Source organism: Methanobrevibacter sp., from assembly GCF_045646205.1.
Classification (GTDB): domain Archaea; phylum Methanobacteriota; class Methanobacteria; order Methanobacteriales; family Methanobacteriaceae; genus Methanocatella.
Window position 1 is genome coordinate 1 of the sequence record NZ_JAZRKF010000031.1, and the last position, 26,694, is coordinate 26,694.

25 protein-coding genes and 1 pseudogene are annotated in these 26,694 nt (G+C 35.2%); 18 read left to right on the top strand and 8 right to left on the bottom strand.

Annotation, left to right across the window (positions count from 1 at the left end):
• Positions 1-3,075, top strand: a 3,075-nt coding sequence (locus ACKI44_RS06260) for an Ig-like domain repeat protein (protein ID WP_407422613.1), incomplete at its 5' end; no start/stop codon positions are given.
• Between the two features lie 343 nt (positions 3,076-3,418).
• Positions 3,419-4,393, top strand: coding sequence for an ABC transporter substrate-binding protein (locus tag ACKI44_RS06265; RefSeq protein ID WP_407422615.1), 975 nt, complete (start codon positions 3,419-3,421; stop codon positions 4,391-4,393).
• A 29-nt stretch (positions 4,394-4,422) separates the two neighbouring features.
• Here the strand turns inward: ACKI44_RS06265 and ACKI44_RS06270 are convergent, their stop codons facing one another.
• Together ACKI44_RS06270 and acs are read right to left on the bottom strand one after the other, a co-directional pair.
• A complete protein-coding gene (locus tag ACKI44_RS06270; RefSeq protein WP_407422617.1) occupies positions 4,423-5,049 on the bottom strand; it encodes a DUF447 domain-containing protein in 627 nt (208 codons plus the stop codon).
• Positions 5,050-5,214: 165 nt separating this feature from the next.
• A complete protein-coding gene (acs, locus tag ACKI44_RS06275; RefSeq protein ID WP_407422619.1) occupies positions 5,215-7,311 on the bottom strand; it encodes an acetate--CoA ligase alpha subunit in 2,097 nt (698 codons plus the stop codon).
• A 253-nt stretch (positions 7,312-7,564) separates the two neighbouring features.
• Here acs and ACKI44_RS06280 point away from each other — a divergent pair, with 253 nt between their 5' ends.
• Together ACKI44_RS06280 and ACKI44_RS06285 are read left to right on the top strand one after the other, a co-directional pair.
• The gene (locus ACKI44_RS06280) at positions 7,565-8,479 is read left to right on the top strand and encodes a DUF2121 domain-containing protein (RefSeq protein WP_407422621.1); all 915 of its coding nucleotides are present in this window, start codon (positions 7,565-7,567) and stop codon (positions 8,477-8,479) included.
• A 10-nt stretch (positions 8,480-8,489) separates the two neighbouring features.
• A complete protein-coding gene (locus tag ACKI44_RS06285; protein WP_407422623.1) occupies positions 8,490-9,419 on the top strand; it encodes an MBL fold metallo-hydrolase in 930 nt (309 codons plus the stop codon).
• Here the strand turns inward: ACKI44_RS06285 and aroC are convergent.
• Positions 9,416-10,510, bottom strand: a complete 1,095-nt coding sequence (aroC, locus tag ACKI44_RS06290) for a chorismate synthase (RefSeq protein ID WP_407422625.1) — start codon at positions 10,508-10,510, stop codon at positions 9,416-9,418. The genes ACKI44_RS06285 and aroC overlap by 4 nt on opposite strands.
• A 38-nt stretch (positions 10,511-10,548) precedes the next feature.
• Between aroC and ACKI44_RS06295 the strand changes: the two genes are divergently transcribed.
• From ACKI44_RS06295 to ACKI44_RS06305, 3 genes are read left to right on the top strand one after another with little or no spacing between them, the layout of a single operon-like run.
• The gene (locus ACKI44_RS06295; RefSeq protein WP_407422627.1) at positions 10,549-11,244 is read left to right on the top strand and encodes an endonuclease III domain-containing protein; all 696 of its coding nucleotides are present in this window, start codon (positions 10,549-10,551) and stop codon (positions 11,242-11,244) included.
• A gap of 19 nt (positions 11,245-11,263) precedes the next feature.
• Positions 11,264-12,268, top strand: coding sequence for a porphobilinogen synthase (hemB, locus tag ACKI44_RS06300; protein ID WP_407422629.1), 1,005 nt, complete (start codon positions 11,264-11,266; stop codon positions 12,266-12,268).
• Positions 12,265-13,140 (top strand): triphosphoribosyl-dephospho-CoA synthase, encoded by an 876-nt coding sequence (locus ACKI44_RS06305; protein WP_407422631.1) that lies wholly within the window; start codon positions 12,265-12,267, stop codon positions 13,138-13,140. The genes hemB and ACKI44_RS06305 overlap by 4 nt, the downstream gene beginning before the upstream one ends.
• Before the next feature lie 34 nt (positions 13,141-13,174).
• Here the strand turns inward: ACKI44_RS06305 and ACKI44_RS06310 are convergent, their stop codons facing one another.
• The gene (locus tag ACKI44_RS06310; RefSeq protein WP_407422633.1) at positions 13,175-13,396 is read right to left on the bottom strand and encodes a hypothetical protein; all 222 of its coding nucleotides are present in this window, start codon (positions 13,394-13,396) and stop codon (positions 13,175-13,177) included.
• A 108-nt stretch (positions 13,397-13,504) separates the two neighbouring features.
• Here ACKI44_RS06310 and ACKI44_RS06315 point away from each other — a divergent pair.
• Positions 13,505-13,615 (top strand): annotated as a pseudogene (locus ACKI44_RS06315) (triphosphoribosyl-dephospho-CoA synthase); the annotation flags it as partial.
• A gap of 34 nt (positions 13,616-13,649) precedes the next feature.
• On the opposite strand, the gene ACKI44_RS06320 reads toward ACKI44_RS06315, so the two are convergent.
• The 3 genes from ACKI44_RS06320 to ACKI44_RS06330 all read right to left on the bottom strand — a co-directional run bounded on the left by ACKI44_RS06320 (position 13,650) and on the right by ACKI44_RS06330 (position 17,047).
• The gene (locus ACKI44_RS06320) at positions 13,650-14,597 is read right to left on the bottom strand and encodes a coiled-coil domain-containing protein (RefSeq protein ID WP_407422635.1); all 948 of its coding nucleotides are present in this window, start codon (positions 14,595-14,597) and stop codon (positions 13,650-13,652) included.
• 228 nt (positions 14,598-14,825) lie between these two features.
• Positions 14,826-15,620: a hypothetical protein gene (locus ACKI44_RS06325; protein WP_407422637.1), complete on the bottom strand. Its 795-nt coding sequence runs from the start codon at positions 15,618-15,620 to the stop codon at positions 14,826-14,828.
• Between the two features lie 65 nt (positions 15,621-15,685).
• On the bottom strand, positions 15,686-17,047 hold the full coding sequence (locus tag ACKI44_RS06330; RefSeq protein WP_407422639.1) for an MATE family efflux transporter: 1,362 nt from the start codon (positions 17,045-17,047) through the stop codon (positions 15,686-15,688).
• A 131-nt stretch (positions 17,048-17,178) separates the two neighbouring features.
• On the opposite strand from ACKI44_RS06330, the gene ACKI44_RS06335 reads away from it, so the two are divergent.
• The 4 genes from ACKI44_RS06335 to ACKI44_RS06350 all read left to right on the top strand — a co-directional run bounded on the left by ACKI44_RS06335 (position 17,179) and on the right by ACKI44_RS06350 (position 20,703).
• The gene (locus ACKI44_RS06335) at positions 17,179-17,469 is read left to right on the top strand and encodes a hypothetical protein (RefSeq protein ID WP_407422641.1); all 291 of its coding nucleotides are present in this window, start codon (positions 17,179-17,181) and stop codon (positions 17,467-17,469) included.
• 204 nt (positions 17,470-17,673) lie between these two features.
• The gene (locus ACKI44_RS06340; protein WP_407422643.1) at positions 17,674-19,215 is read left to right on the top strand and encodes a phenylalanine--tRNA ligase subunit alpha; all 1,542 of its coding nucleotides are present in this window, start codon (positions 17,674-17,676) and stop codon (positions 19,213-19,215) included.
• Positions 19,215-20,012 (top strand): exodeoxyribonuclease III, encoded by a 798-nt coding sequence (locus tag ACKI44_RS06345; protein ID WP_407422645.1) that lies wholly within the window; start codon positions 19,215-19,217, stop codon positions 20,010-20,012. Before ACKI44_RS06340 ends, ACKI44_RS06345 begins: the two co-directional genes overlap by 1 nt.
• Complete coding sequence (locus ACKI44_RS06350; protein WP_407422647.1) at positions 19,999-20,703, top strand: TIGR02253 family HAD-type hydrolase; 705 nt, start codon at positions 19,999-20,001, stop codon at positions 20,701-20,703. Before ACKI44_RS06345 ends, ACKI44_RS06350 begins: the two co-directional genes overlap by 14 nt.
• Here ACKI44_RS06350 and ACKI44_RS06355 read toward each other — a convergent pair whose 3' ends face one another.
• Positions 20,704-21,387: a DNA polymerase domain-containing protein gene (locus tag ACKI44_RS06355; RefSeq protein ID WP_407422698.1), complete on the bottom strand. Its 684-nt coding sequence runs from the start codon at positions 21,385-21,387 to the stop codon at positions 20,704-20,706.
• Between the two features lie 182 nt (positions 21,388-21,569).
• Here ACKI44_RS06355 and ACKI44_RS06360 point away from each other — a divergent pair, with 182 nt between their 5' ends.
• The 6 genes from ACKI44_RS06360 (at position 21,570) to hypE (ending at position 26,692) form a co-directional block, all read left to right on the top strand.
• Positions 21,570-21,914, top strand: a complete 345-nt coding sequence (locus ACKI44_RS06360; protein WP_407422649.1) for a hypothetical protein — start codon at positions 21,570-21,572, stop codon at positions 21,912-21,914.
• An 8-nt stretch (positions 21,915-21,922) separates the two neighbouring features.
• A complete protein-coding gene (locus tag ACKI44_RS06365) occupies positions 21,923-22,189 on the top strand; it encodes a hypothetical protein (protein WP_407422651.1) in 267 nt (88 codons plus the stop codon).
• Positions 22,190-22,217: 28 nt separating this feature from the next.
• Positions 22,218-22,574 (top strand): hypothetical protein, encoded by a 357-nt coding sequence (locus ACKI44_RS06370; protein WP_407422653.1) that lies wholly within the window; start codon positions 22,218-22,220, stop codon positions 22,572-22,574.
• Positions 22,575-22,747: 173 nt separating this feature from the next.
• Positions 22,748-23,125 (top strand): 30S ribosomal protein S8e, encoded by a 378-nt coding sequence (locus tag ACKI44_RS06375; protein WP_303735954.1) that lies wholly within the window; start codon positions 22,748-22,750, stop codon positions 23,123-23,125.
• Between the two features lie 282 nt (positions 23,126-23,407).
• Positions 23,408-25,486 carry a hypothetical protein gene (locus ACKI44_RS06380; protein WP_407422655.1) on the top strand — a complete coding sequence of 693 codons (2,079 nt, stop codon included), beginning with the start codon at positions 23,408-23,410 and terminating at the stop codon, positions 25,484-25,486.
• Between the two features lie 186 nt (positions 25,487-25,672).
• On the top strand, positions 25,673-26,692 hold the full coding sequence (hypE, locus tag ACKI44_RS06385; protein WP_407422657.1) for a hydrogenase expression/formation protein HypE: 1,020 nt from the start codon (positions 25,673-25,675) through the stop codon (positions 26,690-26,692).
• Positions 26,693-26,694 lie beyond the last annotated feature (2 nt).

The following is a 26,694-nucleotide window of genomic DNA, read 5'->3' on the forward strand; positions in this document are numbered from 1 at the left end:
CCTGCTTCAGATTCAACTACTGTGGATGTTCCTAAGATCGATGATTATTCAATTACTATTGATTTAGATGGTGATGATGAGATTGTTGTTGAATTGCCTGAGGATGCTACCGGTAATGTAACAGTTTCCATTGACGGTAAAGAGCAGGTTGTTCCTGTTGAAGACGGTAAGGCTGTTGTTGATCTTTCCGGTTTAGAACCTGGTAAACATGCTGTTGAAGTTACCTATTCTGGTGATGATAAATACGCTAAAGCTTCCAACGCTACTGTCGTTGAAATTCCTAAAGTTGATGATTATGAAATCACTGTTGATGCTGTGGTTGACGGTAATTCAGTTGATATTACTGTAACTTTACCTGGTGATATTACTGGTCCGGTTCTTATTGATGTTGATGGTGTTGGTTATTATGCTAATGCTACTGGCGGTCAGGCTAAATTGCACTTGGATGACTTATCCAAAGGAGACTACAATGTTGTTGTGACTTATCCTGGTGATGATAAATACACATCTAACGGAAATACTACTTCATTCACTATAGATGAGAAAGAGACTCCTGTAAACATTGAAATTGGTGATGATGAGATTGTCATTGAATTGCCTGAGGATGCTACCGGTAACGTAACAGTTTCCATTGACGGTAAAAACCAAACTGTACCTGTCAAAGGAGGTAAGGCTGTTGTGGACATTTCCGGTTTAGAACCTGGTCAGCACACTGTTGATGTAAAATACTCTGGTGATGACAATTATGGTCCTGCTTCCAATTCAACTGTCTTTGAAGTTCCTAAGATTGATGATTATCCAGTTACTATTGATTTAAATGGTGACGATTTAGTTGTAAATGTTCCTGAGGATGCTACTGGTGATGTAATAGTTACTATTGACGGTAAGGAGCAGGTTGTTCCTGTTAAAGACGGTAAAGCTGTTGTGGACATTTCCGGATTAGAACCTGGTAATCACACTGTTGAAGTGACTTACACTGGTGATGATAAATACGCTAAAGCTTCCAACGCTACAATCGTTGAAATTCCTAAGATTCCTGATTATCCATTTGATGTAAACGCTGAAGACATTAAGGTTGGGGATAGAACCAACATAACTATCAACTTGCCTGAAGACATTAACGGTCCTGTATTAGTAGACATTGATGGAATCGGATACTACGTGAACGTAACTGACGGTGTTGCTCATGTAGACTTACCAATTAATTTAAAACCAGGATCTTATGATGTTGTTGTAACATTCCCTGGAAACGACAAATACGAATCAAAAACAGTTAAAGACACATTCATTGTCTATGAAAAAGAAACTCCAATTAGTATTGAAGTTGGTGATGATGAGATTGTCATTGAATTGCCTGAAGATGCTACAGGTGATGTAAAAGTATCCATTGACGGCAAAGAGCAAACAGTTCCTGTTAAAGACGGTAAGGCTGTTGTGGACATTTCCGGTTTAGAACCTGGTAATCACACTGTTGTTGTAAACTATCCTGGAGATAGCCAATATCCTCCAGCATCCAATTCAACTACATTCGAAGTTCCTAAGATTGATGATTATTCAATTGACATTAATAAAGATGGAAACAATTTAGTCGTTACAGTTCCTGGTGATGCTACTGGTGACGTGGTTGTAAATATTGCCGGTAAAGATTACACTGTTCCTATTAAGGATGGTAAGGCTGTTGTGGATATTTCCGGTTTAGAACCTGGTGATTATCCTGTTGTTGTCAATTATGCTGGTGACGACAAGTATGCTCCTGCATCAAATTCAACTACTGTGAATGTTCCTAAGATTGATGATTATTCAATCAACGTTACTGAAGACGGAAACAATTTAGTGGTTAATGTTCCTAGTGATGCTACTGGTGATGTAATTGTAAATATTGGTGGTAAAGATTACACTGTTCCTATTAAGGAGGGTAAGGCTGTTGTGGATATTTCCGGATTGCCTACTGGAAGCTATGATGCTAAAGTTACCTATCCGGGTAATGACAAATATGCTTCAAAAACCATTGATGCTATAATCAACAAGACTAGATCTCTTGTAATAACTGCTCCTGATGTAATTAAATATTACAGCGGACCTGAAAGATTCATAGTCTATTTAAGAGATGACAGCGGCAATAACCTTAGTGGTTTGGAAATAAAAATAACTATCAACGGTGTAACATACACCAGAACCAGTCAGGACGGTAGAACTTCAATGGCTCTTAATCTGGAAAGCGGCAATTACACAGTTAAAGTAGAATTTGCAGGCGACAGTGAGTTTAAACCTCAAACATTAACTTCTCATGTTGAAATACTGCCTACAATATATGCAAATGACGTACTTAAAGTATTCAGAAACGGAACTCAGTACTATGCATTGTTCCTAGACGGTGAAGGTAATCCGTTAAAAGATACTGATGTCAGCTTCAACATTCACGGAGTATTCTACACAAGAACTACAAATGCAACCGGTTGGGCTAAACTCAATATTAACCTTGAACAAGGAGAATACATATTGACTGCAACCAATCCTGTAACCGGTGAAATGAAATCAAATAAAATCACTGTATTTACCTTAATCGAATCCAGTGATTTAACCAAACATTTCAGAAATGATTCACAGTTCATAATTCGTGTACGTGGAGCAGACGGTAACTGGGCTAAAGCAGGTGAAGAAGTAACCTTTAACATACATGGTGTATTCTACACAAGAACAACAAATGAAACAGGACATGTCAAATTGAATATTAACATTGAACCTGGTGAATACATCATTACAACTTACTACAAGGACTGTGCTGAAAGTAATATTATTAAAGTGCTTCCTAGATTGGTTACTTCCGATTTGGTCATGAAGTATGGTGACGGATCCGCATTTGTTGCAAAAACTTTAGATGAACAAGGAAATCCTTATCCTCATCAGGAAGTTTCATTCAATCTCTTCGGAATATTGTACACACGTACAACAAATGATCAGGCTGAAGCAAGAATCAATATAAACTTGCCTGTGGGTGATTATTCAATCACATCTTACTATGACTTTGGAAATGGCGTTGAAACCGAATCAAACAAAATTAAAATAGAAGCTTAATGCTTCTATATTTTTACTTTTTTTAAAAAATTAACTAATTCATCTACATATATTAAAAGCTTTTTTATCTTTTATCAACTTCTTTTAAAATAATTATTTCTCCGATTAATTATTCGTTACTTTTATCTTCTAATTACTTAAATTATTATTGCTTTCTTGCAGTATATTGATTTAAAATTTCACTCTGTTTCTTGATGAATTTTAAATTCACTAACTTTATATATGGTAATATTAAATAACTATGATTAGAATTATAAAAAATTCTTGTTTTTTTCATATCTTTACCTCAATTGGTTAAGGATTGAAAAAAATATAACTATTGTTATAAATATATGGTGATTTAATGAATAAAAAGATAGGCGTTATTTTGGCTGTAGCTTTAATCGCTTTACTTGCAATGGGAACCGTCAGTGCTGGATGGTTCGACTTTTTAGGCGGAGGAAGCTCAGACAATAAAGTAACTATTGGTTATTTACCTTCAGATCATGATGCTGCATTGTTTGTAGCAGATCAGCAAGGTTTATATAAGGCTAAAGGTATTGAAACTGAACTCGTACAATTTAATAATGGTGGAGACTTAATGACTGCTATGGCAAGTGGAAAAGTCGATGTTGGATATGTCGGAATTTCTCCTGTATTGTCATCAGTGGAAAAAGGTGTTCCTGTAAAAGTTATTTCAGCTGCTCAAAATGAAGGTAGTGGAATCATAATTTCCAACAATTCCGGAATTTCTGCTGCTTCCGATTTAAACGGTAAAAATGTTGCAACTCCTGGAGAAGCATCTATTCAATATGTTTTATTAAACTTATACTTGAAAAACAACGGTTTATCAATGGATAAAGTTAATGCATCAGCAATGAAAACTCCTTCAATCAACGATGCAATCAACACCAATACAATTGATGCCGGTGTAACTTTCCAACCGTTCGTAAGTACTTCTGAAGCAAACGGTAACAAAGTTTTAGCAACTTCCAGTGATATATTGGCTGGTCACCCATGCTGTGTTGTTGTAGCATCCCAGGACTTGATTGATAAAAAACCTGATACCGTAAAAGATATCGTAGCAATCCATGAAAACGCTACCAAATTTATCAATGACAATGTCAAAGAAAACGCAAGTGCTGTTGTAGACTTATTACCTTCAGACATTGTTTCTAATAAAACTGTTGAAGCAAGTTCATTAGCTAGTTTCCCATTCCTTTCAGGATTAAATGACACTTACAAAGCTAATGTTGATGCTTTCATGCAATTAGAAGTAGATTTAGGTATTTTAAACAATACCATTCCACATGAAAAATTATTCTGGGAAGGAAAATAATTCCTCCCAAAAATTATTTTTTTTAAAAATCAGTATTTTTCATACTCTTTGGTGAGTATATCCATTGCCTTTTTAGTATTTTCGTCTGAAACCTTTTCAATAATTCTCTTGTTTTCTTCAAGACGGTCTTTATAGTACTTTTTCTTTTCGCCATCGACTATCTTGTAGCGGCTGCAGTTAACCAGGGATTCAATAAGTCCGGAAAATCCTCTGTTGAATGCCTGTGCGGTTTTATCTTTAACAACAAAGTCTTTAATTGTCCCGGTTATGAAATAGATGTTTGTATCGTTTTTAATCGGGAAGTCTTCAGGTGTTTTCATTTCTATTTCATCAACATCAATGACCAGATATGCGCCTGCATCTTTTAAAATGGCAATATCTTCATCATCGGTATAATATTCGTCTGAAAGCCTGTCGATTGTTGAAAGAGTAAATATCAATGGGTCCTGTGTAATGTTAACAACGTACTTTTTTGTTTCCTGAATGTTTTTTAGGCTTTTTGATCCTTCAAAGATTCTGCACATTACTTTGTCTTCACCTAGGTAAATGAAGGCAAATGCTGCAGAATTTTTTTCTCCTTTGGAGTTAATTGTTGTAGTAATGCATTCATATTGCAAGTTCATATGTATGCCAACACTTGTCAAATCATATTTCATATCATCACACCATTATTCTTATAATTCTCATAATTTATTTTGCATGTTTTATATATAAATTATATTTTAATTAAGCATATTTTCGTTTAAACTGTGGTCTGAAAAATTTCTAGAATTTGAAAAAATGATAAAAATAAAAAAAGAGTTAATTTCTCGTTAGAGAAATTATAATTTGATTTTAATATCTAATGCACTTGAACCTTCTTCGTAAACGAATATTGGGTTAATGTCAAGTTCGGATATTTCTGGGAAGTCTAAAGTTAATCTTGCTACTCTTTTAATAGCTTCTTTTACTTCTTCAACGTCACATGGAGCTTCTCCTCTGTAACCTGCAAGTAATTGTGAAACTTTGGTTGAATCAATCTGCTCATCGATTTCTTCAGAGGATAAACCTTTAGCCAATTTGAATGATACGTCTTCAATGAGGTTAACGTATATTCCACCCATACCGAACGCAATCATTGGTCCGAACTGTTTGTCTCTGATCATACCTACAATGACTTCTTCACCGGAATCCATCATTTTCTGTACTTCCACACCGTCAGGGACAATGTCTGGGTGAGCAGCTTTTGCATTAGCTATGATTTCTTCATAGGTTTCTTTAGCTTCTTCAGCGCTTGCGATTCCAACTTTTACTCCGCCGATATCTGACTTGTGTAAAATCTTGTCTGATGCAATTTTGAGCACAACCGGGAATTCCATTTCTTCAGCCAATTCAGCAGCTTCTTCAGCGCTTGTTGATAATTTGATTGGTGCTGCGGAAATTCCATATGCTTCTGCAACAGCGTAAGCTTCACTTCCGAGCAATGTGTCTCTTCCGTCTGCTTTCACTTTATCGAATATTGCTTTAACTGCATCTTTGTCAACATCTGAAATCTTTTCAACAACATCGTCATATTGTTTATCGCCTAATTTAGCAAATTTGGTCATTGCAGCAAGTGCATCAACTGCGGTTTCAGGGAAAACATATGTTGGAATGTGGTTTTCTCTTAAGAGTTCATTTGCGTCTTCAAATGTTGGACCGCCCATGTTAACAACAATAATCGGTTTTTTGGAGTCTTTTCTTCCATCTAAAATTGCCTGTGCAATTCCGTCAGGGTCTGCTGAAGCGGTAGGACAAACCATAACGATTAAACTGTCAACTCTGTCATCGTGCAATACGATGTCGAGTGATTCCTGATATCTTTGTACCGGTGCATCACCCAATACGTCAATAGGGTTGTTTGCACTACCTTCGTCAGGAATACATTCTTTCAATTTGGCAGTGGTTTCTTCATCGAATTTAACAAGGTCTAATCCTGCTTTTTCCATAGCGTCTACGGTTAAAACTCCTCCTCCACCTGCATTGGTAATGATAGCCACATTACTTCCTTCCGGGAGAGGTGCTTTGGAGAATGCTAAACCTAAATCGAATAATTCTGCCATGGTTTCTACACGCATAATTCCGGATTGACCGAATGCTGTGTCAAATGCCAAATCACTTCCGGCAAGAGCACCGGTGTGTGAAGATGCAGCTTCTGCTCCAGCACTGCTTGATCCGGATTTAAGAACGATAATCGGTTTTTTGACTGCGGTTTCTCTCATGGTTCTTACGAAGTCATCGTCATCTGAAATAGATTCTAAGTAACAGATAATAACATTGGTTTCATCATCTTCAGCCAAATATTGTAATAATTCTATTTCGTTTACTCCGGCTTTGTTTCCAAGACTGATTACTTTACTGAATCCAATTCCTGAAGTTATACTCCAATCGATAATTGCTACCATCATTGCTCCACTTTGTGAGATGAATGCAATGTTTCCTTTTGGTGGCATCATTTGTGAAAATGAACCGTTTAACGGTGTGTGTGAGTCAGTAATTCCTAAACTGTTTGGTCCAATTATGTTAATACCATATTTTTCACCAAGTGCAGTTAATTCTGCTTCTAATTTAGCTCCTTCTTCACCAACTTCTTTAAAACCGGCTGTAATTACAACCATGTTTTCTACACCAACTTCACCACAGTCTTTTACTGTATCATTTACAAAGACTGATGGAATTGTGATTATTGCTAAATCTACTTTTTCAGGGATGTCTTTTATGCTTGCGTATGCTTTTTTACCTAAAATCTCTCCACCTTTCGGATTTACAGGGTAAATTGCACCTTCAAATCCGTCATTAATCAAGTTGTCGACAATGATGTATCCAACTTTTCCTGGGGTGTTTGAGGCACCAATAACTGCCACAGATTCAGGTTTAAACATCTTATTGAGATCTTTCATAAAATTTTCTCCTTTGTGTTTAACATTATTTATAATGATAAATAATTAACAATTATTTATGTTGTTATATTTCGATTTATTATTATATAAACATATTGTTGAATAATTAATTTCAATGCTTTATATTTCATTTTAATTATTTTTAAAGGATTTTTTTATTAAAAATATTGGCCAATTATGAAAATGATTTAATATTAGAATTAATATATCTATATATAAATATTTTATAAATTTGATAAAAGTGAGGAGGATTATGAGTTTAATCATAGCATATGTAGGTAAAAAAGGTTGTGTCATGGCTAGTGACAAAAGGCGCATTGCTTATTTTGGCAACAATAGACAGGCCTTGGAAGACGAATTATATAACGGAAATATTACAACAGATGAAGAACTATATGAAAAATCAAGAGAGCTTGACGTTCCAATTAAATTAACTGATGACGCTGATAAATTAAGGATTGTCGGAAATACCGTTAGGGGTGAAGTTAGTACTAAAGGGACTCATGAAACAAAACGTAAAAGGATTTACGGAACAACTAATGGTTATCAAATTGTAGAATTAATCGGTTCAGAAGTCAAATCACGTCAGGCTGGTGAAAAAGGCATTATCTTATTTGGAAATGACTTTGCTAAAAAACAAGCTGAAATTTTAATTAAAAGAAGATGGAAAGCTTCACACAGTTTAAGGCTGATGGGAGATATCTTTGAGGAAATATTGTCAGATATCGCTAAAAAAACCCCTACCATAGGTAAGGACTTTGACGTTTTAATCCAGCAGCCTAAATTCGATAAGTCTGAAGCTCAAAAACATCTTAACATTACAATTGATGCTGATATTAAAGTTTTAACAAAATATCGCCAGCAGTTAACAGAAGAAATGATTCAAAAAACTAGGGAAATCGAACTGGCTAATAAAATCATTGATGACGGACCAATAGGCAATGTTGAATCAATTGACGGAAAAATGATTGAGGTTAAATTAAACAATAAGACTCAGGCATTTAATTTCAACTGGAAACCTTTGGCAGGTCCTAACGATAACGTAATAATGTTCTGTGATACTGAAGATATAAAAATCGGCGATAAAGTCGTTATTAAAGATGAGGTTTTGTGTCTTAAGAAAAATAGTTCCCCTCTGACATGTAATATTATCCTATGTTCATTATGAGGAATATTAAATGAAGATTATATTCTTGGGTACAGGCGGAGGACGATTTTCCGCCATAAACCAAAGAAGAATGACCGGTGGATTTAGGATTGATAATCTAGGCGGAAAGAATTATCACATAGACCCTGGACCTGGTGCTTTAGTTAGAACATATCAGTTCGGTCTTGATCCGAGAAATATTGATGGAGTATTTGTTTCTCATGCACATACGGACCATTATAATGATGCTGAAATATTGATTGAATCCATGACTAAGGGAATGACCACCAATTACGGTCATATTATGGGTGCAAAAAGTGTTATTTCAGGTTATGAATCCTGGGGACCATGCATTTCATCATATCATCAAAGCAAATCTAAGGTTTTTGCTCTTGAAGAGGGTGATGTCAGATATTTTGACAACTGCTTAATTAAGGCAACACCTACACTTCATGGTGACCCGAAGGGTGTCGGTTTTCAGATTGAATTCAGGGATTTCAAAATATCCTATACGTCCGACACTTCTTATTTTCCGGAACTGTCCAAAGCTCATGAGGGTGCAGACGTGTTCATAGCCAGCGTGTTGCGTCCGGGCGGTAAGGCCATAAAGGGACATTTGTGCTCTTCAGGTTTCATCAGATTATTGAAAGAAATCAAGCCTAAATTGGCTATAATGACTCATTTGGGTCTTAAAATGATTTCAAATAATCCTATAGGTGAGGCTAAAAGAATTACCAAACTGACTGGTGTAAAGACTTTGGCCGCATTTGACGGTATGTCACTTGACATTAACTTCAACAATCCTGCCAAGGCACGTATTGTCTCACTGAAGGATGTTGATGCACCGTATCACGGTTCAAATCCTAATTTGTCTGGTTTTGAAAGAAGAAATACAAATAAGCTTGCAATGAAGCATGGGGAAACTGACGAATTTGTTAAAATGAGAAAACACAGGTATTAGTCATCCAAATTGCTTGGATGAATAAATCCTGAACGAATCATATGGTCTGCAAGAACGATTGCGGTTGATGACTCGGCCACAACAGTTACTCTTGGACATATGCAGGGGTCATGTCTTCCCTTTATTTCTATTTTTTTATTTTCCATTCTTTCCAAATCTATGGTATTTTGACATTTGGAAATGGATGGGGTAGGTTTTATAGCAATTCTGGATACTATAGGCATTCCATTGCTCATGCCACCAATAATGCCTCCTGAATTGTTTGTTTTTGTTTTGACAACATTGTCTTCAATTAAATATTCATCGTTAATTTCAGAGCCCGTTTTTTCTGCTGCTTCAAATCCCAAGCCGATTTCAACACCTTTAACGGCACCGATGTTCATTAAAATTCTTGCCAAATCACCATCAAGGCGTTCAAAGACAGGTTCGCCCAATCCTGCAGGTACATTAACTGCAACTGTTTCAACGATTCCTCCAACGGAATCTCCTTCAGCTTTTTTGGCCAAAATCAGCTCTTCCATTTCTTTTGCAGCTTCCAAATCAGCGCAGCGAACCGGATTTTTTTCTATATTTTCTTTTATTTCATCAAAAGAAAGTTTTGCTGCTTTAACGTTGCCAATTTGGATTACATGAGAAATAATTTCAATATCTTTTGTCTTCAATAGTTTTTTGGCAACCGCTCCGCCAATGACATGGCCGATAGTTACTCTTCCGCTTCCACGGCCTCCTCCGTTGTAGTCGTAGTTTCCGTATTTTGTCATCCATCCGAAATCTCCATGTGAAGGACGTGGCGTTGACTTGAACATTGAATAATCTTTGGAATGCTGGTTTTTATTAAAGACAATACCCGTTATTGGTGTTCCGTCTGTTTTTCCCTCAAAAATCCCTGACAAAATCTGGACCTCATCGGATTCCTTTCTAGGTGTGGTAACACTGCTTGTACCAGGTTTTCTTTTATCCAACTCTTTTTGAATATCTTCTGCGCTTAATTCAAGATTTGCAGGACATCCGTCTATAACGGCACCTACGGCAGTTCCGTGGCTGGAACCGAAACTTGTAATTTGAAATTTTTCCCCAATTCTATTTGACATAATAATCTATATTTAATTTAAACTATTAATACTTAAATATGGCTTTTAATGAAATTTTTAAAAAATTGCTGGATGCCTATTCATATCAGGGCTGGTGGCCAATTACAGATTACGAAGGAGAAAACCCGACAAAAACAGGTTCAACTCAAGGCTATCATCCGAAAGATTACTCTTTTCCAAGAAATTCATCCGAACAGTTTGAAATAATTGTCGGGGCAGTTTTAACCCAGAACACTTCATGGCCTCAGGTTGAAAAGTCAATAGTCAATCTTAAAAAGCTAATTAACCTAAATCCTTTAGAAATCCTTGATTTGGATGAAGATGAATTCAAGGCAGCCATCAGGCCTTCAGGTTATTTCAATCAGAAATATGAGTATTTGAGAAATATTTCTGAGTTTTACATATCCCTTGAAGGTCAGGTTCCCGAAAGAAAAGACCTGCTTTCAGTTAAGGGTGTGGGTCCAGAAACCGCCGATTCAATACTTCTTTACGCCTACAGTGAAAAGGAGTTTGTCGTTGACGCATATGCCCGCAGAATTTTTTCCTATTTGGGATTGATTAATGAAAAGGATTCCTATAACAAAATAAAAAAGCTGTTTGAGGATAATTTTGACGGGGATGTTAATGACTATCAGGAATATCATGCGCTGATTGTAGAGCATGCCAAAAATCATTATTTCAAAAAACCCTATGGAGCAAATGATAATATTTTAAATAATTTCAAAGTGAAATGATAATACAAGGTGAAATAAGATGCAGTTTCCAATTACTAGAATGAGACGATTGAGGAAAAATTCAAAAATTCGAGATATTGTACGTGAAACAAAACTTCAAAAGGAAGATTTAATCTATCCGATTTATTTTAAACAGGATTTGAAAGGAGATGAAAAAGAAGAAATCTCATCTCTTCCCGGAGAGTTCAGATACTCTTTAAAAAGCGGTGTGGAATTTGCTAAAAAACTTGAAGCAAAAGGATTAAAATCAATCATTGTCTTTGGAATTCCTCCTGAAGATGAAAAGGATGAAATAGCAACTCCGGATTATGCTGACACAGGTATTGTTCAAAAGGCAATCCGTGAACTTAAAAAAGAGACCAATCTTGTTGTTATCAGTGATGTCTGCCTATGTCAATACACATCCCACGGCCATTGCGGTTTGATTGAGGAAAATGCCGATACCGATGACGGAATCGAAATATTGAATGACGAGTCACTTGAATATATTGCCAAAGTGGCGCTGTCACATGCCCGTGCGGGAGCAGATATTGTAGCGCCCTCAGACATGATGGATGGAAGAGTTGGTGCTATAAGACAGGCTTTGGATGAAAATGGATATTATAATGTAATGATAATGTCTTATTCGGCCAAATATGCGTCCGCATTTTATGAACCATTCCGTCAGGCAGCCTGCTCATCACCTCATAAGGGAGACAGAAAAAGTTATCAGATGGATCCTGCAAATGCCGTTGAGGCAATACGTGAATGCGAACTTGATGTGATTGAAGGCTGTGACTTTTTAATGGTAAAACCTGCTCTGCCTTACCTGGATGTTGTAAGGTCAGTTAGGGATGAATTCATGTTGCCGTTAGTCGCCTATAATGTAAGCGGTGAATATGCAATGATTATGGCAGCTATTGAAAAAGGATACTTGACTGAAAGGGCAATAATGGAAAGTTTGCTTTCAATCAAAAGGGCAGGAGCCGACTTAATAATTACGAACTTTGCACCTAAGGTGCTTTTGGAGGACATGATAGAATGAACGCTGAAGAAATTGCAAAAATAGCTCAAATCGCATCAGCACTTGAAGTCAGCGGATATCCAAAACCAGGTAATGTCCACAGGACCCGTGACTATGATGACATGGTATTTGAAGACTTTGTCATTAGTGGAATTGTAATTGGAGACACCATCCGTGAAGCATGCAGTGATGTTGATGTTGAAAACCCTCTATTGGGTAAATACATCCTCCAGGCAGTTGCTGAAACTGACAGGTGGATTAAAAATAATACTAACTTGGGTATCGTGATGATGACAACCCCGATTGCTGTTGCAGCAGCCATCAGTGATAATTTTGATGAAATCCGTCAGAATGTGGTCAAGTTAATGGCCAATACATCAGTCGATGACGCATGCGATTTATATGATGCAATTAACATTGCAGATGCAGGAGGAATGGGAGATCAGGATGAATACGATGTCGCATCAGACAATGCAAAACAGGAACTGAGGGACAATAATCAGACAATGTATGATGTTTTAAAAATATCAGCCCCTTGGGACATGCTTGCCCGTGAAATGACATCAGACATGCCTGCAGTTTTTGAATTGGGATATCCTACATACCATGAACTAAAAGAGGAAAAATCTTTAAATGATGCCTGTGTATTAACATTTTTGACAATCTTATCACAAGTGCCGGATACTCTTATTTCAAGAAAATACGGCTCAGATGAAGCTTTAAAAATATCCATGATGACAAGGGATTTGCTTAAGCTAAATGATTCCGATGATTTTTCAGAAAAGCTTCAGGAATTTGATGATTATTTATATGATAATGGTTATAACCCTGGAACGACTGCTGATTTAACTGCAGCATCAATTTTTGTAAGTAATTTAAAATCTAATTTTTAAATGGTTTTTGAAATAGAATATTGGTGATAATATTCTATTTTCCATTTGCTTTTTCTTTCAATATTTGAATTTCCGCTTCAAGGTCAGCAATTTTTCCATTTGCTTTTTCTAGTTCATTGTTTTGTTCTTCTATGGTGTTATTTGCGGCTGCCAAATTTTCTTCCATTTGTTCTTTCATATATTTAATGTCTTCCAATAGGTATTCTTCTAAACCAAATTTTTCTTTACTTTCTTTGAATGTATTGTCGTTCATCATGTTTATCAGCTAATTGTATTTATTTTCATCGTCAAAATATGCATCAATCATAATTGTAATAACAGAATATAAAATATATTCTATTAAGGTTCCGATGATTTTATAGTAATGCTTCAGGAATTTGATGATTATTTATATGATAATGGTTATAATCCTGGAACGACTGCTGATTTAACTGCGGCATCAATTTTTGTAAGTAATTTAAAATCTAATTTTTAAATGGTTTTTGAAATAGAATATTGGTGATAATATTCTATTTTCCATTTGCTTTTTCTTTCAATATTTGAATTTCCGCTTCAAGGTCAGCAATTTTCCCATTTGCTTTTTCTAGTTCATTATTTTGTTCTTCTATTTTATTGTTTTGTTTTTCTAGTTCATTGTTTTGTTCTTCTATGGTGTTATTTGCGGCTGCCAAATTTTCTTCCATATGTTCTTTCATATAATTAATGTCTTCCAATAGGTATTCTTCTAAACCAAATTTTTCTTTACTTTCTTTGGAGGTATTGTCGTTCATCATGTTTATCAGCTCATTGTATTTATTTTCATCGTCAAAATAGGCATCAATCATAATCGTAATTACTGAATATAAAATATATTCTATTTTAAATTCCAATTTTGCAGAAACTTTTAAATAAAGATTTACCACTTTTTCAATATTTTCATAAGCTTGGGTGCGTTGTGTGTAGAGTACAATTATGCCCAGATTCAAAGCATCTTCTATATTTAAGTGTTGGTTACTATTGATTTTTCTACTAAGACTATTTAATCTTTTTGAAATGTTTTCTTCACCTAAGTCCAGAAAATATGGCTTTGTAATGTCTGATGGTAATCTTTTAAGTAGATTTTTTGATTTTTCTTCGTTTAGGTGTGATGCGATAACTATGAATGTAGGTAAGTTCTCATCAGCTACAAGTTGAATGTCATAATCACCAATTTTTGATAGTTTTGAATCGTTAATGGGGGTTGACTGGTGTTCTAGTGCTGTTGCAACTCTTTCAAAAAGTATTTTGTCATCAGGATCAGCTATATACGCTGAATCCATTTTGCCGGTGCTACCATTTTTTAAATGCACTCTTTGATTAATTCTTTTTACATATTCCCCCGGAACTCCAAGTGCTTTGGTATATTGCGATGGATATGCGTTGAACATTAAACTGTGGGCTAAATCAAAGTGTTTTGCGAATTTTCTTTTCCTAATCATAATATTCACCTTTTTTTCAAAAATCTTCTGTTCAAGTACTCCATGTTTTTAACAGAATTTTGTATTAGTCACTAATGATTAGGTTTTGGGAGTATAAAAAAACTTTTAAAGTGCGACAAAGCACAAAAGCACAAAAGCACAAAAGCACAGAAGCACAGAAGCACAGAAGCACAAAAGCACACTTGCAAAAGCTTTAAATACTAGGTTAAAAAATCAGTTAAAATAACTTTAATCTTTATTATTTTTTTCAATAAGTTCTTTTAATTCATCTATTTTTTTATCATATTCCTCTAATCTTTTAGAGAAGTATCTTATTAGAATTCCTGCAGCTAATGTGGCTGTAGCTACTCCGGATAACAGATAACCTCCCCAAACTAAAACCAATGAGTTTAGTTTTCCGGCAACACTTTTACCTAAAACGGCATATCCGTTACTGGTAAATGCATTTGACACCATGACTATGGAATCTAGAGGATTAACATTTTCAACAATCTGGGTTATGAAAAAACTAATGAATATTATTGAAAATAATAAGATTACAGCTATTCCGAGCCCATTTGATTTGGTATACTCTCTAAATTTGTTGTAATAGACTTTCATGAAGTACATGAATACGGGGATATGAATTAGGTCAATCAAACCACTAAGTGTATCGCCGAACACGATGTAGGTTAGAGACCCATATGGAACCAATAATATCAATAGGATTTTGTTTTTAAGTGAACTTTTGTCTAATGTGATTGCAAGATACAGGGAGATTATAATATCAAATAGCGCAAGATGAACCATGTCTCTATGGATTAGTGTATATATTATGATTATAAAGAACAATCCCATCATTATCAGGAAATATATCTGTCTTAGGGAGTGCAATTCCTCTTCGGGGAAATATTCCTGGGGATTTAATATTTTAATATCGTTTGTTTTAAGTTTATCATGGATAAATCTTCCCACAAACATTAAAACTATGAAAAGTATTATTTCAAGTATAAACTGTGAAATCCTAATTAACTCCATATCCATTTCTTTACACCATTATATATTATTAATTTCAAGCTTAAAATAACTATTCATGCTATTGAATAATTTCAATTAAAATAATCCCTGTGCTTTTTAAGATAATAATTGAGGTAGAAGTATGAAACAACAGAACCTACGGCCATTCCGCACACCAAACCTGCATATATTCCAATATCTTTCAATCCAAATACAAATCCGAATAGTCCTGCAAAGATTATTTCAAGAAGAAGTGCCCTCAATATTGTGAAGATTAATGCTATTGTTCCTTTTCCCATACTTTGGAATAGGTTTCCGGCTATTATTCCAAATGGCATTAACAGTAAAAAGAAACATAGGATTTGGATTGCTTCCGTTATCCTTTGGGATAGTACAACGCTATTGGCTGAATATGCAAATATGTGGGATAAAGGCTCTGCAAAGACAAAGCAGAGTAAACAGATTGCCACGGATGAGATTAAACCCACTTTGATTCCATAATTTTCAGCGGTTTTCATGTTTTCGTAATTTTTAGCTCCGTAAGCCGCTCCGGCCACAGTCAGTGATGCCACTCCAATACCGATTAACGGTGCAAATCCGACTGAAAGCAGTCTCCATGTTGCGGTATATGACGCCACGGCTATTGTTCCTGAAAGCAATGTTAACCAGTAATTCATTAAAATTGATACAAAAGAGAGGACGAACTGTTCCAGACTGGCAGGAACACCTACAACCAGAATGTCCTTATAAATGTTCAAATCTCTTTTATACTCCTTCATTTTAATTTTTAAAAAGACATCCCTTTTGATAAACATCCAGTAAATCATTTGAAAGAGAGGTATTGTTGCTGCTATTACAGTAGCTATTGCAGCGCCGGTAATGCCTAGATTCAAGACATAAATAAAGATAGGGTCCAAAATCATGTTGATGATGGCAGTATACATTAATGGATATGATGCGTATTTGATTTTTCCCTGTGCTCTGAATATTGCAGATAACATTGCAGGCAAGAAAAGGGAATATGATCCGGCCATTACTATATATCCGTAGTTGGAAGCATCCGTTATTACTTCTCCCGCTCCCATCTGGTATAATAATGGCTTTAAAACAATTAAAATAATTATTGTGGTTATTATGGTAACGATAATGCTTAGCATGATTGAATGGATCGCACCGTTTCCCGCCGATTCATATTTTTCGGCCCCGATGTGTCTTGCAATCAAACTGTTGGAACCTGCTCCAAGACCGTTTGCAAAACCGACCAGCGTTAAAAATAGTGGGGTTACAAATCCTATTGCAGCCAATGGACCGGCTCCAAGTCCGGCAACCCAGATTCCATCAATAATGTTATTCAATATCATAAATAGGTTACTTATGATAATTGGAATAGCCAGTTTGTTTATTGCCTTTTTCGGATGATTTACAATCAAATCAATATCTTCATTCGCTTCCATAACAATCAAACCTATTTTTATATTAAAAAATATTTAAGTATTATTAAGAGTAATATTTAAATAATTAACCTTATTCCATTTTGAAGTTACTTCTTGTATTTTAAAGGTTTATAAATTTTTGGGGTGATATATTGTATGGTCCTAGATTAATGGAATTTGTTCGGTCTATGGAACCTGCTAAAGAAATGTTTACAGCCGAAATTTTGGAGTTTGCTAAACAATATGATTTTTTAGGTGAGATGACTATTGACGAAATGCCTGATTTGGAAACTTTGGATTATCTATATACTTTTGAAGTTTTGAATGGTACTTCTAAAGAAAAAGTTGATTCAACATTAGTTGAAATATATGATCATATGGAATATTTTACAAAGGAAAATGGTATTTATGGATTCTTTTTCAATATGGCTATTTTTTTGTAGGTTTTTCAAAAACCTTTAAAAGCTCTCAATTAAAGAAAATGAGTTTGCGGAAAAAATTTTTTAATCTAGAAAAAATTACCTCATCATTATAATATTTCCTTGAAAAAGTAAATTTTCCATTTTTCAGCTAGTTTTAGCATATCTTTATTAATTAATTAAAATATATATTATACTATTATTAATGATAATTACTATGGTGTTTAAATGAGTGAGGATATTACAAAAACCATTAATGAATTACATATTTATGAAAAGAAACTTTTAAAAGAATTGGAAGCTAATCCTGAAGCTACTCCGGAAGAAATTGCTGAAAATACTGGTATGGACATCAAATCAGTAATGAGTGCTGCAGGTTCCCTTGCTTCAAAGGATATTATTGAAGTGGACAAGGAAGTAAGCGAAACCTATTCATTAACTAAAGATGGACTTAAGTATGCTGAAGAAGGTCTTCCTGAACGTAAAATATTGGATGTCCTGGCTGAAAAAAGACAAATTCACATGAAGGATTTGGCTGATGAAGCAGGTATTGACAAAAAGGAAACCAATATTGCTCTTGGCTGGTTACGCCGTAAAGATTGGGCTCAAATCGATAAGGGCATAGTCAATATCACAGAATTTGGTAATGAGTTTACATCCAAATTAGGTGTCGATGAAGAAGTTCTCGAATATCTCAAAGCCAATGCTGACGGAGTCAAACTTTTCACTGATGATTTGGTTGACGGATTTAAAAAGCTTACCGGAAGAAAAAATATTTTAAATGTTAAAAAAGAAACCTCACATTCTTTTAAACTCCTTGATAAAGGTGAAGCTATTTTAAATGAAGGTTTTACCATACAAAAGCAAGCTACCCAATTAACTCATCAGCAATTAAAGGATGGGGAATGGAAAAGCTTACAGTATCGTCCTTATGACATTAATGCAGAAGCGCCAGTATTTTTTGCAGGTAAAAAACATCCTTTAAGAGTAATCATCGATGAAATCCGTGAAATCTTTTTGAACATGGGATTTTCAGAAGACAAGGGGGATTATGTTGAATCTGCGTTCTGGAACTTCGATTCACTTTTCCAGCCACAGGATCATGCTGCCCGTGAAATGCAGGATACGTTTTATCTCAAAAATCCTCTGACCTGTGACTTGCCTGACGCTGATTTGGTTAAAATAACTGCTGAAACTCATGAAAACGGTGGGGGAACAGGTTCTGTAGGTTGGCAATATGATTGGAGTGAAGACATTGCACGTCAAAGTGTTTTAAGAACCCACACTACCGGAATATCAACAAAACACTTATATGAATATGAACCTCCAATAAAAATGTTTTCAGTGGGCCGTGTATTCAGAAGAGAAACCTTCGATTACAAGCACTTGCCTGAATTCCATCAGGTTGAAGGACTTGTCTGTGATGAAGGCATAAGTTATCAAAATCTTTTAGGTACTTTAAAAGAATTTTATAAGAAATTAGGTTTTGAAGTAAGATTCAGACCTGCCTATTTCCCTTACACGTATCTATCTACCGAAACCGAAATATACCTGGAGGAAAAGGAAAGCTGGATTGAGCTTGGTGGAGCCGGTATGTTCAGGCCGGAAGTATTAAAACCATTAGGCATCGATAAACCTGCTTTGGCATTCGGTTTGGGTATTGAAAGATTGGCAATGATTAGATATGATGTATCTGACATTCGTATGCTTTACAAAAGTGATATCAAGTGGCTTCGTGAATTGAACTTGGCTAATGGAGTGAAATTATAATGTCTATCAAGTTAGTTTCTTGGAATGTAAATGGAATCAGGGCTGTGGCCAAAAAGGATGAATTCTGGGATTGGTTTGAAAATACTGATGCAGACATCATTAACTTTCAGGAGGTAAGGGCTACCCAAAAGGATATTCCAAAGAAATTAGCTGATGTCTGTGATTATGAATCACATTTCAATGAGGCCGAAAAAAAAGGATACAGTGGTGTTGGAACTTATTCCAAAATCGAACCGGTCAGTGTTACACGTGGGCTTGGCATTGAAGAGCTCGACAGTGAAGGAAGAGTTTTAAAAATAGAATATGATGATTTTATTCTTTATAACATTTACTTCCCGAACAGCGGCATGAATGCAAAAAGGCTGGATTTCAAAGTTGATTTCTGTGATGCCTTACTTGAAGAGCTTAAAGAGCTTAAAAGCCAGGGAAAAAATCTTGTAATAACCGGAGATTATAATATTGCCCACCACCCTATTGACGTTTACAATCCTAAAAATTGTGAAGGAAAATCAGGTTACCTTCCCGAAGAGCGTGCATGGCTGGATCAGCTTGAAGAAGCAGGCTTTATTGACACATTCCGTCTTTTCGATGAGGGAGAAAACAATTTCACCTGGTGGAGTTACCGTACCCGTGCCCGTGAAAGGAATGCCGGTTGGAGACTTGATTATTTTTATGTTAATGAAGAAATTAAAGACAATGTTAAATCAGCTGAAATTTTAAATGAAATTTACGGCTCAGATCATTGTCCTGTTACTTTGGAACTGGATTTTAATAAAGGAGGTAATGATAATGAATAGGAATGCTGATGACGACCGTGTTGTATTTTTTGATGTGGATGATACCTTATTGGACACTTCTACTTTCGCACAGACTGCAAGAAGAGCAGCTATTGAACTGATGGTGGACAATGGTTTGCCTTTAGATAAGGATGAAGCATATGGTGTTTTAAAAACCATCATTCGTGAAAAAGGTTCAAATTATGGTAAACACTTCAATGTATTGACTCAGGTAGTTTTAGGTCACGAAGACCCGATGCTTGTTGCTTTAGGTATGATTACTTATCATAATGTAAAAATGGCACTTTTAAGACCTTTCGCTGATACTATTGACACTTTAATTTATCTTAAAAGTCAGGGTTACCGTTTGGCGGTCATATCCAATGGTATTACAATTAAACAATGGGAAAAACTTGTTCGTTTAAATGTTTATTCCTTCTTTGATGCTGTTATCACCTCTGAAGAAGTGGGCAAGAAAAAGCCTGACAAGTTAATCTATGACGTTGCTTTAAGGAAAATGAATGGGGATCCTGAAAAGTCAGTAATGATTGGAAATAAATTTAGGGAAGACGCTTTAGGTGCGGTTAATGCGGGCATGAGTGCTATTCTGGTCAATTCCGATGTTACTGAAGATGACAGGCAATACATTAAAAAAGAACAGCTTGACATTACCATTATTGAAAATATCGGTGACGTAAATACGATTTTATAATTAGAAAAATGCATCAAGGCTTTGCTGTTTTTCACCAACAGACAAGTCTTGCAAATCTTTTTTTGAGTAACCCAATGGTTCCATTATACGACCGACGGCGGGAATTATCTGATTGTTAATGTAATAGTCTTTATCGTATGTTATGCCCTCACTGTATTCGTATGGAACTGCCCTTTGACTTATTGAACCTTTTCCTTTTTTTATTATGTATTGAATGATTGTTCCTCGTGTTACCTTGATTCCATGGTCTTCTATGATTTGGGCTGCAACAACGTGGGGTCCGACCTGTTTGTATTCGCTTAAAGGTTTGTTAATTTGGGTGTGGATAATCAGTTCCTTGTTTTCAACGTCTCCCTTTCGGATTCTTTTCAATACTTTTTTAACCTCAGCTATTGCTTTGTCGGAATCTCCCTCTTTTAATAAGGCCATAAGCACAGCTTCCTGTGTTTCTTTTACAATGGGAGCCCAGTCTCTTCTCACTAATTCCAGACCTTTGGCTATTATTTCCCCATCTTCAATGACAGCATATCTTTTTTTGGTTACAAAGAATCCTCTTCTATAAAATCCTTCATATTCAAGCTCCATACTTTCAGGCAGTGTTGAATTAAAATCTTTTAGAAAGATTTCGGCCTGTGATTTGATTTCTGATTCTAACCGGATTTGCTCTTCACTTTCCTTCATTATAAATAGTTTTTGATGAAAGTGTTTAAAATACTTTTCAGTGAGAACAATTTTTACCACATAAGGAAATTTTTATCACTTGTTAAACAGTTATTTACTTTAAATTTATCCATATTACTCTTCAAATGCTCTAGGAATTAATTTATATTACTGTTTGAATATAATATTGGTAGAGGTTTGATATTATGGAAACTAAAGAATTAATTTCAAGTTATGACAAAACGAATGATATCTTCGTCGGCAAGATATCTGAAACGAGAGGATATTGGGCAAACTATGAATTTTCAAAAGATATCTTTTTAAATATGGATAAGAATCATCTGCCGACTTCCATTCAAATCAATGGTGCGTCAGATGTATTGGACGTTAAAAAAAGTGTCCTTGAAAATTCCGATGTCTCAATATTGATTGAATGCAGCGGAGAAGAAATAGAATTTGAACTCTTTATAGCTGATGAAATGATTTTTAATAAAAAATCTTTGAATCTATTTGATATTCCGGACTTCAGCTATAGGATAAAAGCAAACTAGGTGATAAAATGAGTTATTTGAATGAACTGGACGATGAACTATTGGAAGAATTGGTCTATGAGTATGAGGAGGAACTTCAAAAGATGGATGTGGATGAGATAATATCCAATCTGAAAAATAATATTTCGGACTACATCTATGAAAATCCTGATGATCTGGTTCCTGAAGAACCTGATTGCGGTATCGACTTTGGATTTGATGACAGGCAGGGTCCTGATGAGATAATAGAAAAAATGGAACCTGAGGATAATATTTTAAAATTTGTGGGTAAATAATATAACTCATTACCCACATATTATTTTCATGGAAAACGAAGAGTACTACATTGAGGATAATGATTTGGTGAATCTCCTAAAAGAAGTCCTGGGGGATAAAATCACTGATGAAGATATTGAAAAGATTTTAAAGGCCAGTGAAGATGGTGATTTATCAGAAGATGATTATGACAATCTGGTTGATGAAATACTTTCACGTTCAAAAGACAATGCCGAATCAGCTAGTCCGGAACCTATCGTTCCTCGTGAAAGCAAGGGATTTGTGTATTTGTCAACTTCTCCGGATACCTGTCCGGTTTGTGGAAACTCACTTTTGGATGATTTCTACTGCCCGAACTGTAATTTAAAATTTTCTTTTGTCTCTCATGAAGACAAAAATCCTTGAAAAAAATAAAGTTTATATATAATGATAAAGAAATATCTTATTATCATTATTCATTAAGGCTCTTTTTTTGCTCTCATAATGTAAATTGTAATTTTTCTTGTCCTGCAGTTTACTGAAAAGAGGCTTATTGACAGCGATTATTAATTATTTATTATATTTATTTAGGTGAAATAATGGCAATTTCTCAAGGAAAATCAACTAGAAGTCCATCCGGTGCAAGAAATGTTGCAAACCGTGGAAAAAGGAAAGCAGAATTAGGAAGAGATCCTGCTGAAACTAGAGTAGATGAAAAAAGATTAAGAAAAATCCGTACTCGTGGCGGAAACGAAAAACTCAGATTAGCTAGTGCTAACAAAATCAATTTAACTGATGTTAAATCCGGTAAAACTCAAGTTACTGATATTTTAGGAGTAATCGAAAACGACGCTAACCCTAACTACGTAAGAAGGAACATCGTTACCAAAGGTGCAGTTGTAGAAACTCCTGAAGGTAATGCAAAAGTAACATCCAGACCTGGTCAGGATGGTGTTGTTAACGGAATTTTAATCTAAAGATATTAATTTATCTTTTCTCTTTTTTTACTATTTTTTTATAACTCTTTTTATTAATATATCTGATTTTTAGCCCATATGTTTCTTAAAACTGTTGTATATATCTTATTTTTTTAAATGCAAGTGTCCACTTGCGGATAATTTTATATGTTTCTTAGTGGATAGATAAATTTGTGAAGAAACTAGTAAAAAATATTTAAAAGCAATGGAGGCTTTTAAAAAATGATTTTTAATAATAAAAAATGTGTTATATTAATTATATGTATATTTATTTTAATTAACGTGTCCTCAGCATGGGCAAATAATGATATAAACGAAGTTGACAATTTCAATGAATCACCGGCCAGCATTGATAATATATCTGAAAATGATGTAGGGACTTTTGATGAATTAAGTGAAAACATTGCTAATCTCAAACCTGGAGACATTTATGATATTGATAGGGATTATTGCTTTTTTGGAAATGATTCCAAACCCAATCAGGGCATTATTATTGATGTGGACAACATTACCATCAATGGAAATGGGCATGTTATAGATGGAAAACATGCTTCTTCATTGTTTCTTATATATGGAAATGCTGTTAAAATCATTAATTTAACTTTCATCAATTCAAAATATCATGGAAATACAATAAAATGTATGGACAATCCCGCAATCTCCTATGAGTATATTGCCGATAGCAGTCCTGTTACATGGGTGGGTGATGACGGTCTGATTTCCAATTGTGAATTTTTGGCAAATACTGCACTAAACGGCGGTGCTGTCACATGGTATGGGAATAATGGGATAATTGAAAATTCTCAATTCATAAACAATACTGCCCGAGGTGTTGGCGGTGCAATATATGTTGTTGGGATGAATAATGCCATTAGAAATTCGACTTTCATTAATTCCGCTTCACTGTTATCCGGTGAAGCAATCTATCTTGATCGAAATCATAAAAATTGCAGTGTGTCTGGTGTTTTTAATGTTAAACCATGCATTAATGGTACAGCAACAAACATTGACGTAAACATATTGCATTATTCATTTAATTCCTTGATAGGGGGCATTAATGTCAATATCATTCCTCTTATTTATTCATCAATGATGGACAGCAGAATATTTTCCTATTGTGACAATTTAATATATTACTGCCAGTATAATGGAACTGACTTCATAATGAATTTTGCAAGAGCTTTTGATAATGGAAGTTTTATTTATGGAAGAAATTACCATTTCCGTGACCTTTCGACTTTGAATGATGTTTTTCTTTCTTTAATTAATATGAATTATGACAATGAATTGACATTTATTAAAAAGATTGTGGTTCATAACATTAATGATTATGAATTTGCACTTAAGACCTCTGCTTCTGTTTTTTTGGTCAGTCCTTCAATAGAGATTATTTTTAAAGACTGTGAAAACATGTCTTCCTTATCAATTTATAAGTCATTATTCATTAATTTTGCAGGAGAATATACTTTCAATTCCAAATCAACATGGTATCCGTCACACAGTGATTTTAATTATATATCCATTGATGGTAACGGTTCCAAGATTTCAGTTTCATCAGGAGACCGTGATGAAAATAAATGGGCTGTGATTGATAATGAAAAGACTATATTTAGTGTATCTAACCTGCAGATTGGCGGATTCAACACAGCTATTGAAAATTTGTGTGGATCCTGTATTTTAGACCATGTTACATTAACTGGCAACAGAATGAATTATCTTATTGAACGTGATTATGGTGCAGCTATCCGTAATTCAGGTGTTTGCACATGCAGTAACTGTACTTTTACTAACAATTATTGTAAATATGGTGGGGCAATCTTTTCTCAGGGTGTTTTGGAATTGAATGACTGTACTTTTAGAGGAAACACGGGATATGGTGCTGGAAATGATGTTTGCAATGCCGATAAAGGTACTGTAAAGGTTGACAGAATTCAAATTAATGATACTCAGGGCATTGTATATCATGCTGAAAGCTTGTCATATCACACAAGAACAATAATTTCCGTATTCACTCCGTTAATAGCTTTGGCCGCAGGTTTTGCTGCAGGTGCACTATGTGCCAATCCTTTGGTTGGTGCAGTGGTTGGTGCTGCTGTAGGTGCCTGTATCGGCACGACAGCCTCAGTATATGTCTGTTCAAATGTCTATGACATATCATTTTCCAGACTGGAAACTACATTTATATTGGTGGTTTCATGCACTGTGGCAGGAGCACTCGGAGGATTTGCATCAGGTTATCTGGTTGCTAACTATGGTGAAGCATTTGCAGGATGTTTGGAAGGAGGTCCTGATTTAATAGCTTATGATACTGAAAGTACACTCTCTTCACTCAGTGACAGTATAAGTGTTATTTCGGCCTAATTTGAAGTGCCACTTTGTTTGATATTGGAAACTGGGAAACGAAATTTCATTGTTTCCTAGTATGCCATATTCATTATTTTTGGTACTGGATTAATTACAAAAGGATATATTCACATATCCCAACATTTTTTTATAACTAATTTAATATACTTGTTTAAACATATACTTTTTATAAGGCGATAAAAAATGTCAGATGATAAAATTAATATGAATCATGGTGCTGGTGGAGAAGTGATGGCTAATCTAATCGCATCCACAATCTTGGATAATATCACGAAAAAGAGTGTTAACGGAGGTATTAGTTTAGATGCTCTGGATGACGGTGCATCAATACCTTTAGGCGATTATGAAATTGTCATGACTACTGATGGTCATACTATCGACCCATTATTTTTCCCTGGAGGAGATATCGGCAGAATTTCTGCTGCAGGAACAATTAATGACGTTTCAGTAATGGGAGCTAAACCATTGGCTATTTCCAATGCAATTATTATGCAGGAAGGTTTTCCTATAGAAGACTTGGATAGAATAATGAAATCCTTAAACGAAACCTGTGAAGAAGTTGATGTGGCTGTTATAACTGGAGATACTAAAGTAATGCCTCAGGATAAGCTTGACGGTATAGTTATGGTTACAACAGGTATTGGAATAGCTAAAAAAGGTGAAGTTGTCCGTGACAGCGGTCTTGAAGTTGGAGACAAAATAATCATTACGGGCAGTTTGGGAGACCATGGGATGAGTTTAATGTCATTCAGGGAAGGTTTCGGATTTGATACTGATTTGAAATCAGATGTGGCTCCAATGTGGAACATCATTAAAAAAGCATTGGATGTCGGTGGAGTTACTGCAATGAAAGACCCTACCCGTGGCGGTTTTGCTAATGCAATTAACGAAATGGCTTCCAAATCAGGAAACGGTATTGTTCTTGAACAGGATGCAATTCCAATTAGAGAAGAAGTTCATGCAGTGTCTGAAATGCTTGGTATCGACCCATTTGAAGTTGCAAACGAAGGTAAAGTTGTAATGGGTGTTAAAGCTGACAAGGCTGAAGAAGTTCTCGAAGCTATTAAAAGCGAAAAATATGGTGAAAATGCCGCAATTATCGGGGAAGTTGTTGAAGGCGAATACGTTATTGTCAACACTCCGATTGGTGGAGAACGTATATTGGAAGCCCCTATAGCTGATCCAGTTCCAAGAGTATGTTGAGG

What these genes read in the sequence shown, in the direction of transcription:
- ACKI44_RS06265 (WP_407422615.1), top strand. Translation starts at nt 3,419, where the DNA reads ATGAATAAAAAGATAGGCGTTATTTTGGCTGTAGCTTTAATCGCTTTA.
- ACKI44_RS06270 (WP_407422617.1), bottom strand. Translation starts at nt 5,049, where the DNA reads ATGAAATATGATTTGACAAGTGTTGGCATACATATGAACTTGCAATAT.
- acs (WP_407422619.1), bottom strand. Translation starts at nt 7,311, where the DNA reads ATGAAAGATCTCAATAAGATGTTTAAACCTGAATCTGTGGCAGTTATT.
- ACKI44_RS06280 (WP_407422621.1), top strand. Translation starts at nt 7,565, where the DNA reads ATGAGTTTAATCATAGCATATGTAGGTAAAAAAGGTTGTGTCATGGCT.
- ACKI44_RS06285 (WP_407422623.1), top strand. Translation starts at nt 8,490, where the DNA reads ATGAAGATTATATTCTTGGGTACAGGCGGAGGACGATTTTCCGCCATA.
- aroC (WP_407422625.1), bottom strand. Translation starts at nt 10,510, where the DNA reads ATGTCAAATAGAATTGGGGAAAAATTTCAAATTACAAGTTTCGGTTCC.
- ACKI44_RS06295 (WP_407422627.1), top strand. Translation starts at nt 10,549, where the DNA reads ATGGCTTTTAATGAAATTTTTAAAAAATTGCTGGATGCCTATTCATAT.
- hemB (WP_407422629.1), top strand. Translation starts at nt 11,264, where the DNA reads ATGCAGTTTCCAATTACTAGAATGAGACGATTGAGGAAAAATTCAAAA.
- ACKI44_RS06305 (WP_407422631.1), top strand. Translation starts at nt 12,265, where the DNA reads ATGAACGCTGAAGAAATTGCAAAAATAGCTCAAATCGCATCAGCACTT.
- ACKI44_RS06310 (WP_407422633.1), bottom strand. Translation starts at nt 13,396, where the DNA reads ATGATGAACGACAATACATTCAAAGAAAGTAAAGAAAAATTTGGTTTA.
- ACKI44_RS06320 (WP_407422635.1), bottom strand. Translation starts at nt 14,597, where the DNA reads ATGATTAGGAAAAGAAAATTCGCAAAACACTTTGATTTAGCCCACAGT.
- ACKI44_RS06325 (WP_407422637.1), bottom strand. Translation starts at nt 15,620, where the DNA reads ATGGATATGGAGTTAATTAGGATTTCACAGTTTATACTTGAAATAATA.
- ACKI44_RS06330 (WP_407422639.1), bottom strand. Translation starts at nt 17,047, where the DNA reads ATGGAAGCGAATGAAGATATTGATTTGATTGTAAATCATCCGAAAAAG.
- ACKI44_RS06340 (WP_407422643.1), top strand. Translation starts at nt 17,674, where the DNA reads ATGAGTGAGGATATTACAAAAACCATTAATGAATTACATATTTATGAA.
- ACKI44_RS06345 (WP_407422645.1), top strand. Translation starts at nt 19,215, where the DNA reads ATGTCTATCAAGTTAGTTTCTTGGAATGTAAATGGAATCAGGGCTGTG.
- ACKI44_RS06350 (WP_407422647.1), top strand. Translation starts at nt 19,999, where the DNA reads ATGATAATGAATAGGAATGCTGATGACGACCGTGTTGTATTTTTTGAT.
- ACKI44_RS06360 (WP_407422649.1), top strand. Translation starts at nt 21,570, where the DNA reads ATGGAAACTAAAGAATTAATTTCAAGTTATGACAAAACGAATGATATC.
- ACKI44_RS06365 (WP_407422651.1), top strand. Translation starts at nt 21,923, where the DNA reads ATGAGTTATTTGAATGAACTGGACGATGAACTATTGGAAGAATTGGTC.
- ACKI44_RS06370 (WP_407422653.1), top strand. Translation starts at nt 22,218, where the DNA reads ATGGAAAACGAAGAGTACTACATTGAGGATAATGATTTGGTGAATCTC.
- ACKI44_RS06375 (WP_303735954.1), top strand. Translation starts at nt 22,748, where the DNA reads ATGGCAATTTCTCAAGGAAAATCAACTAGAAGTCCATCCGGTGCAAGA.
- hypE (WP_407422657.1), top strand. Translation starts at nt 25,673, where the DNA reads ATGTCAGATGATAAAATTAATATGAATCATGGTGCTGGTGGAGAAGTG.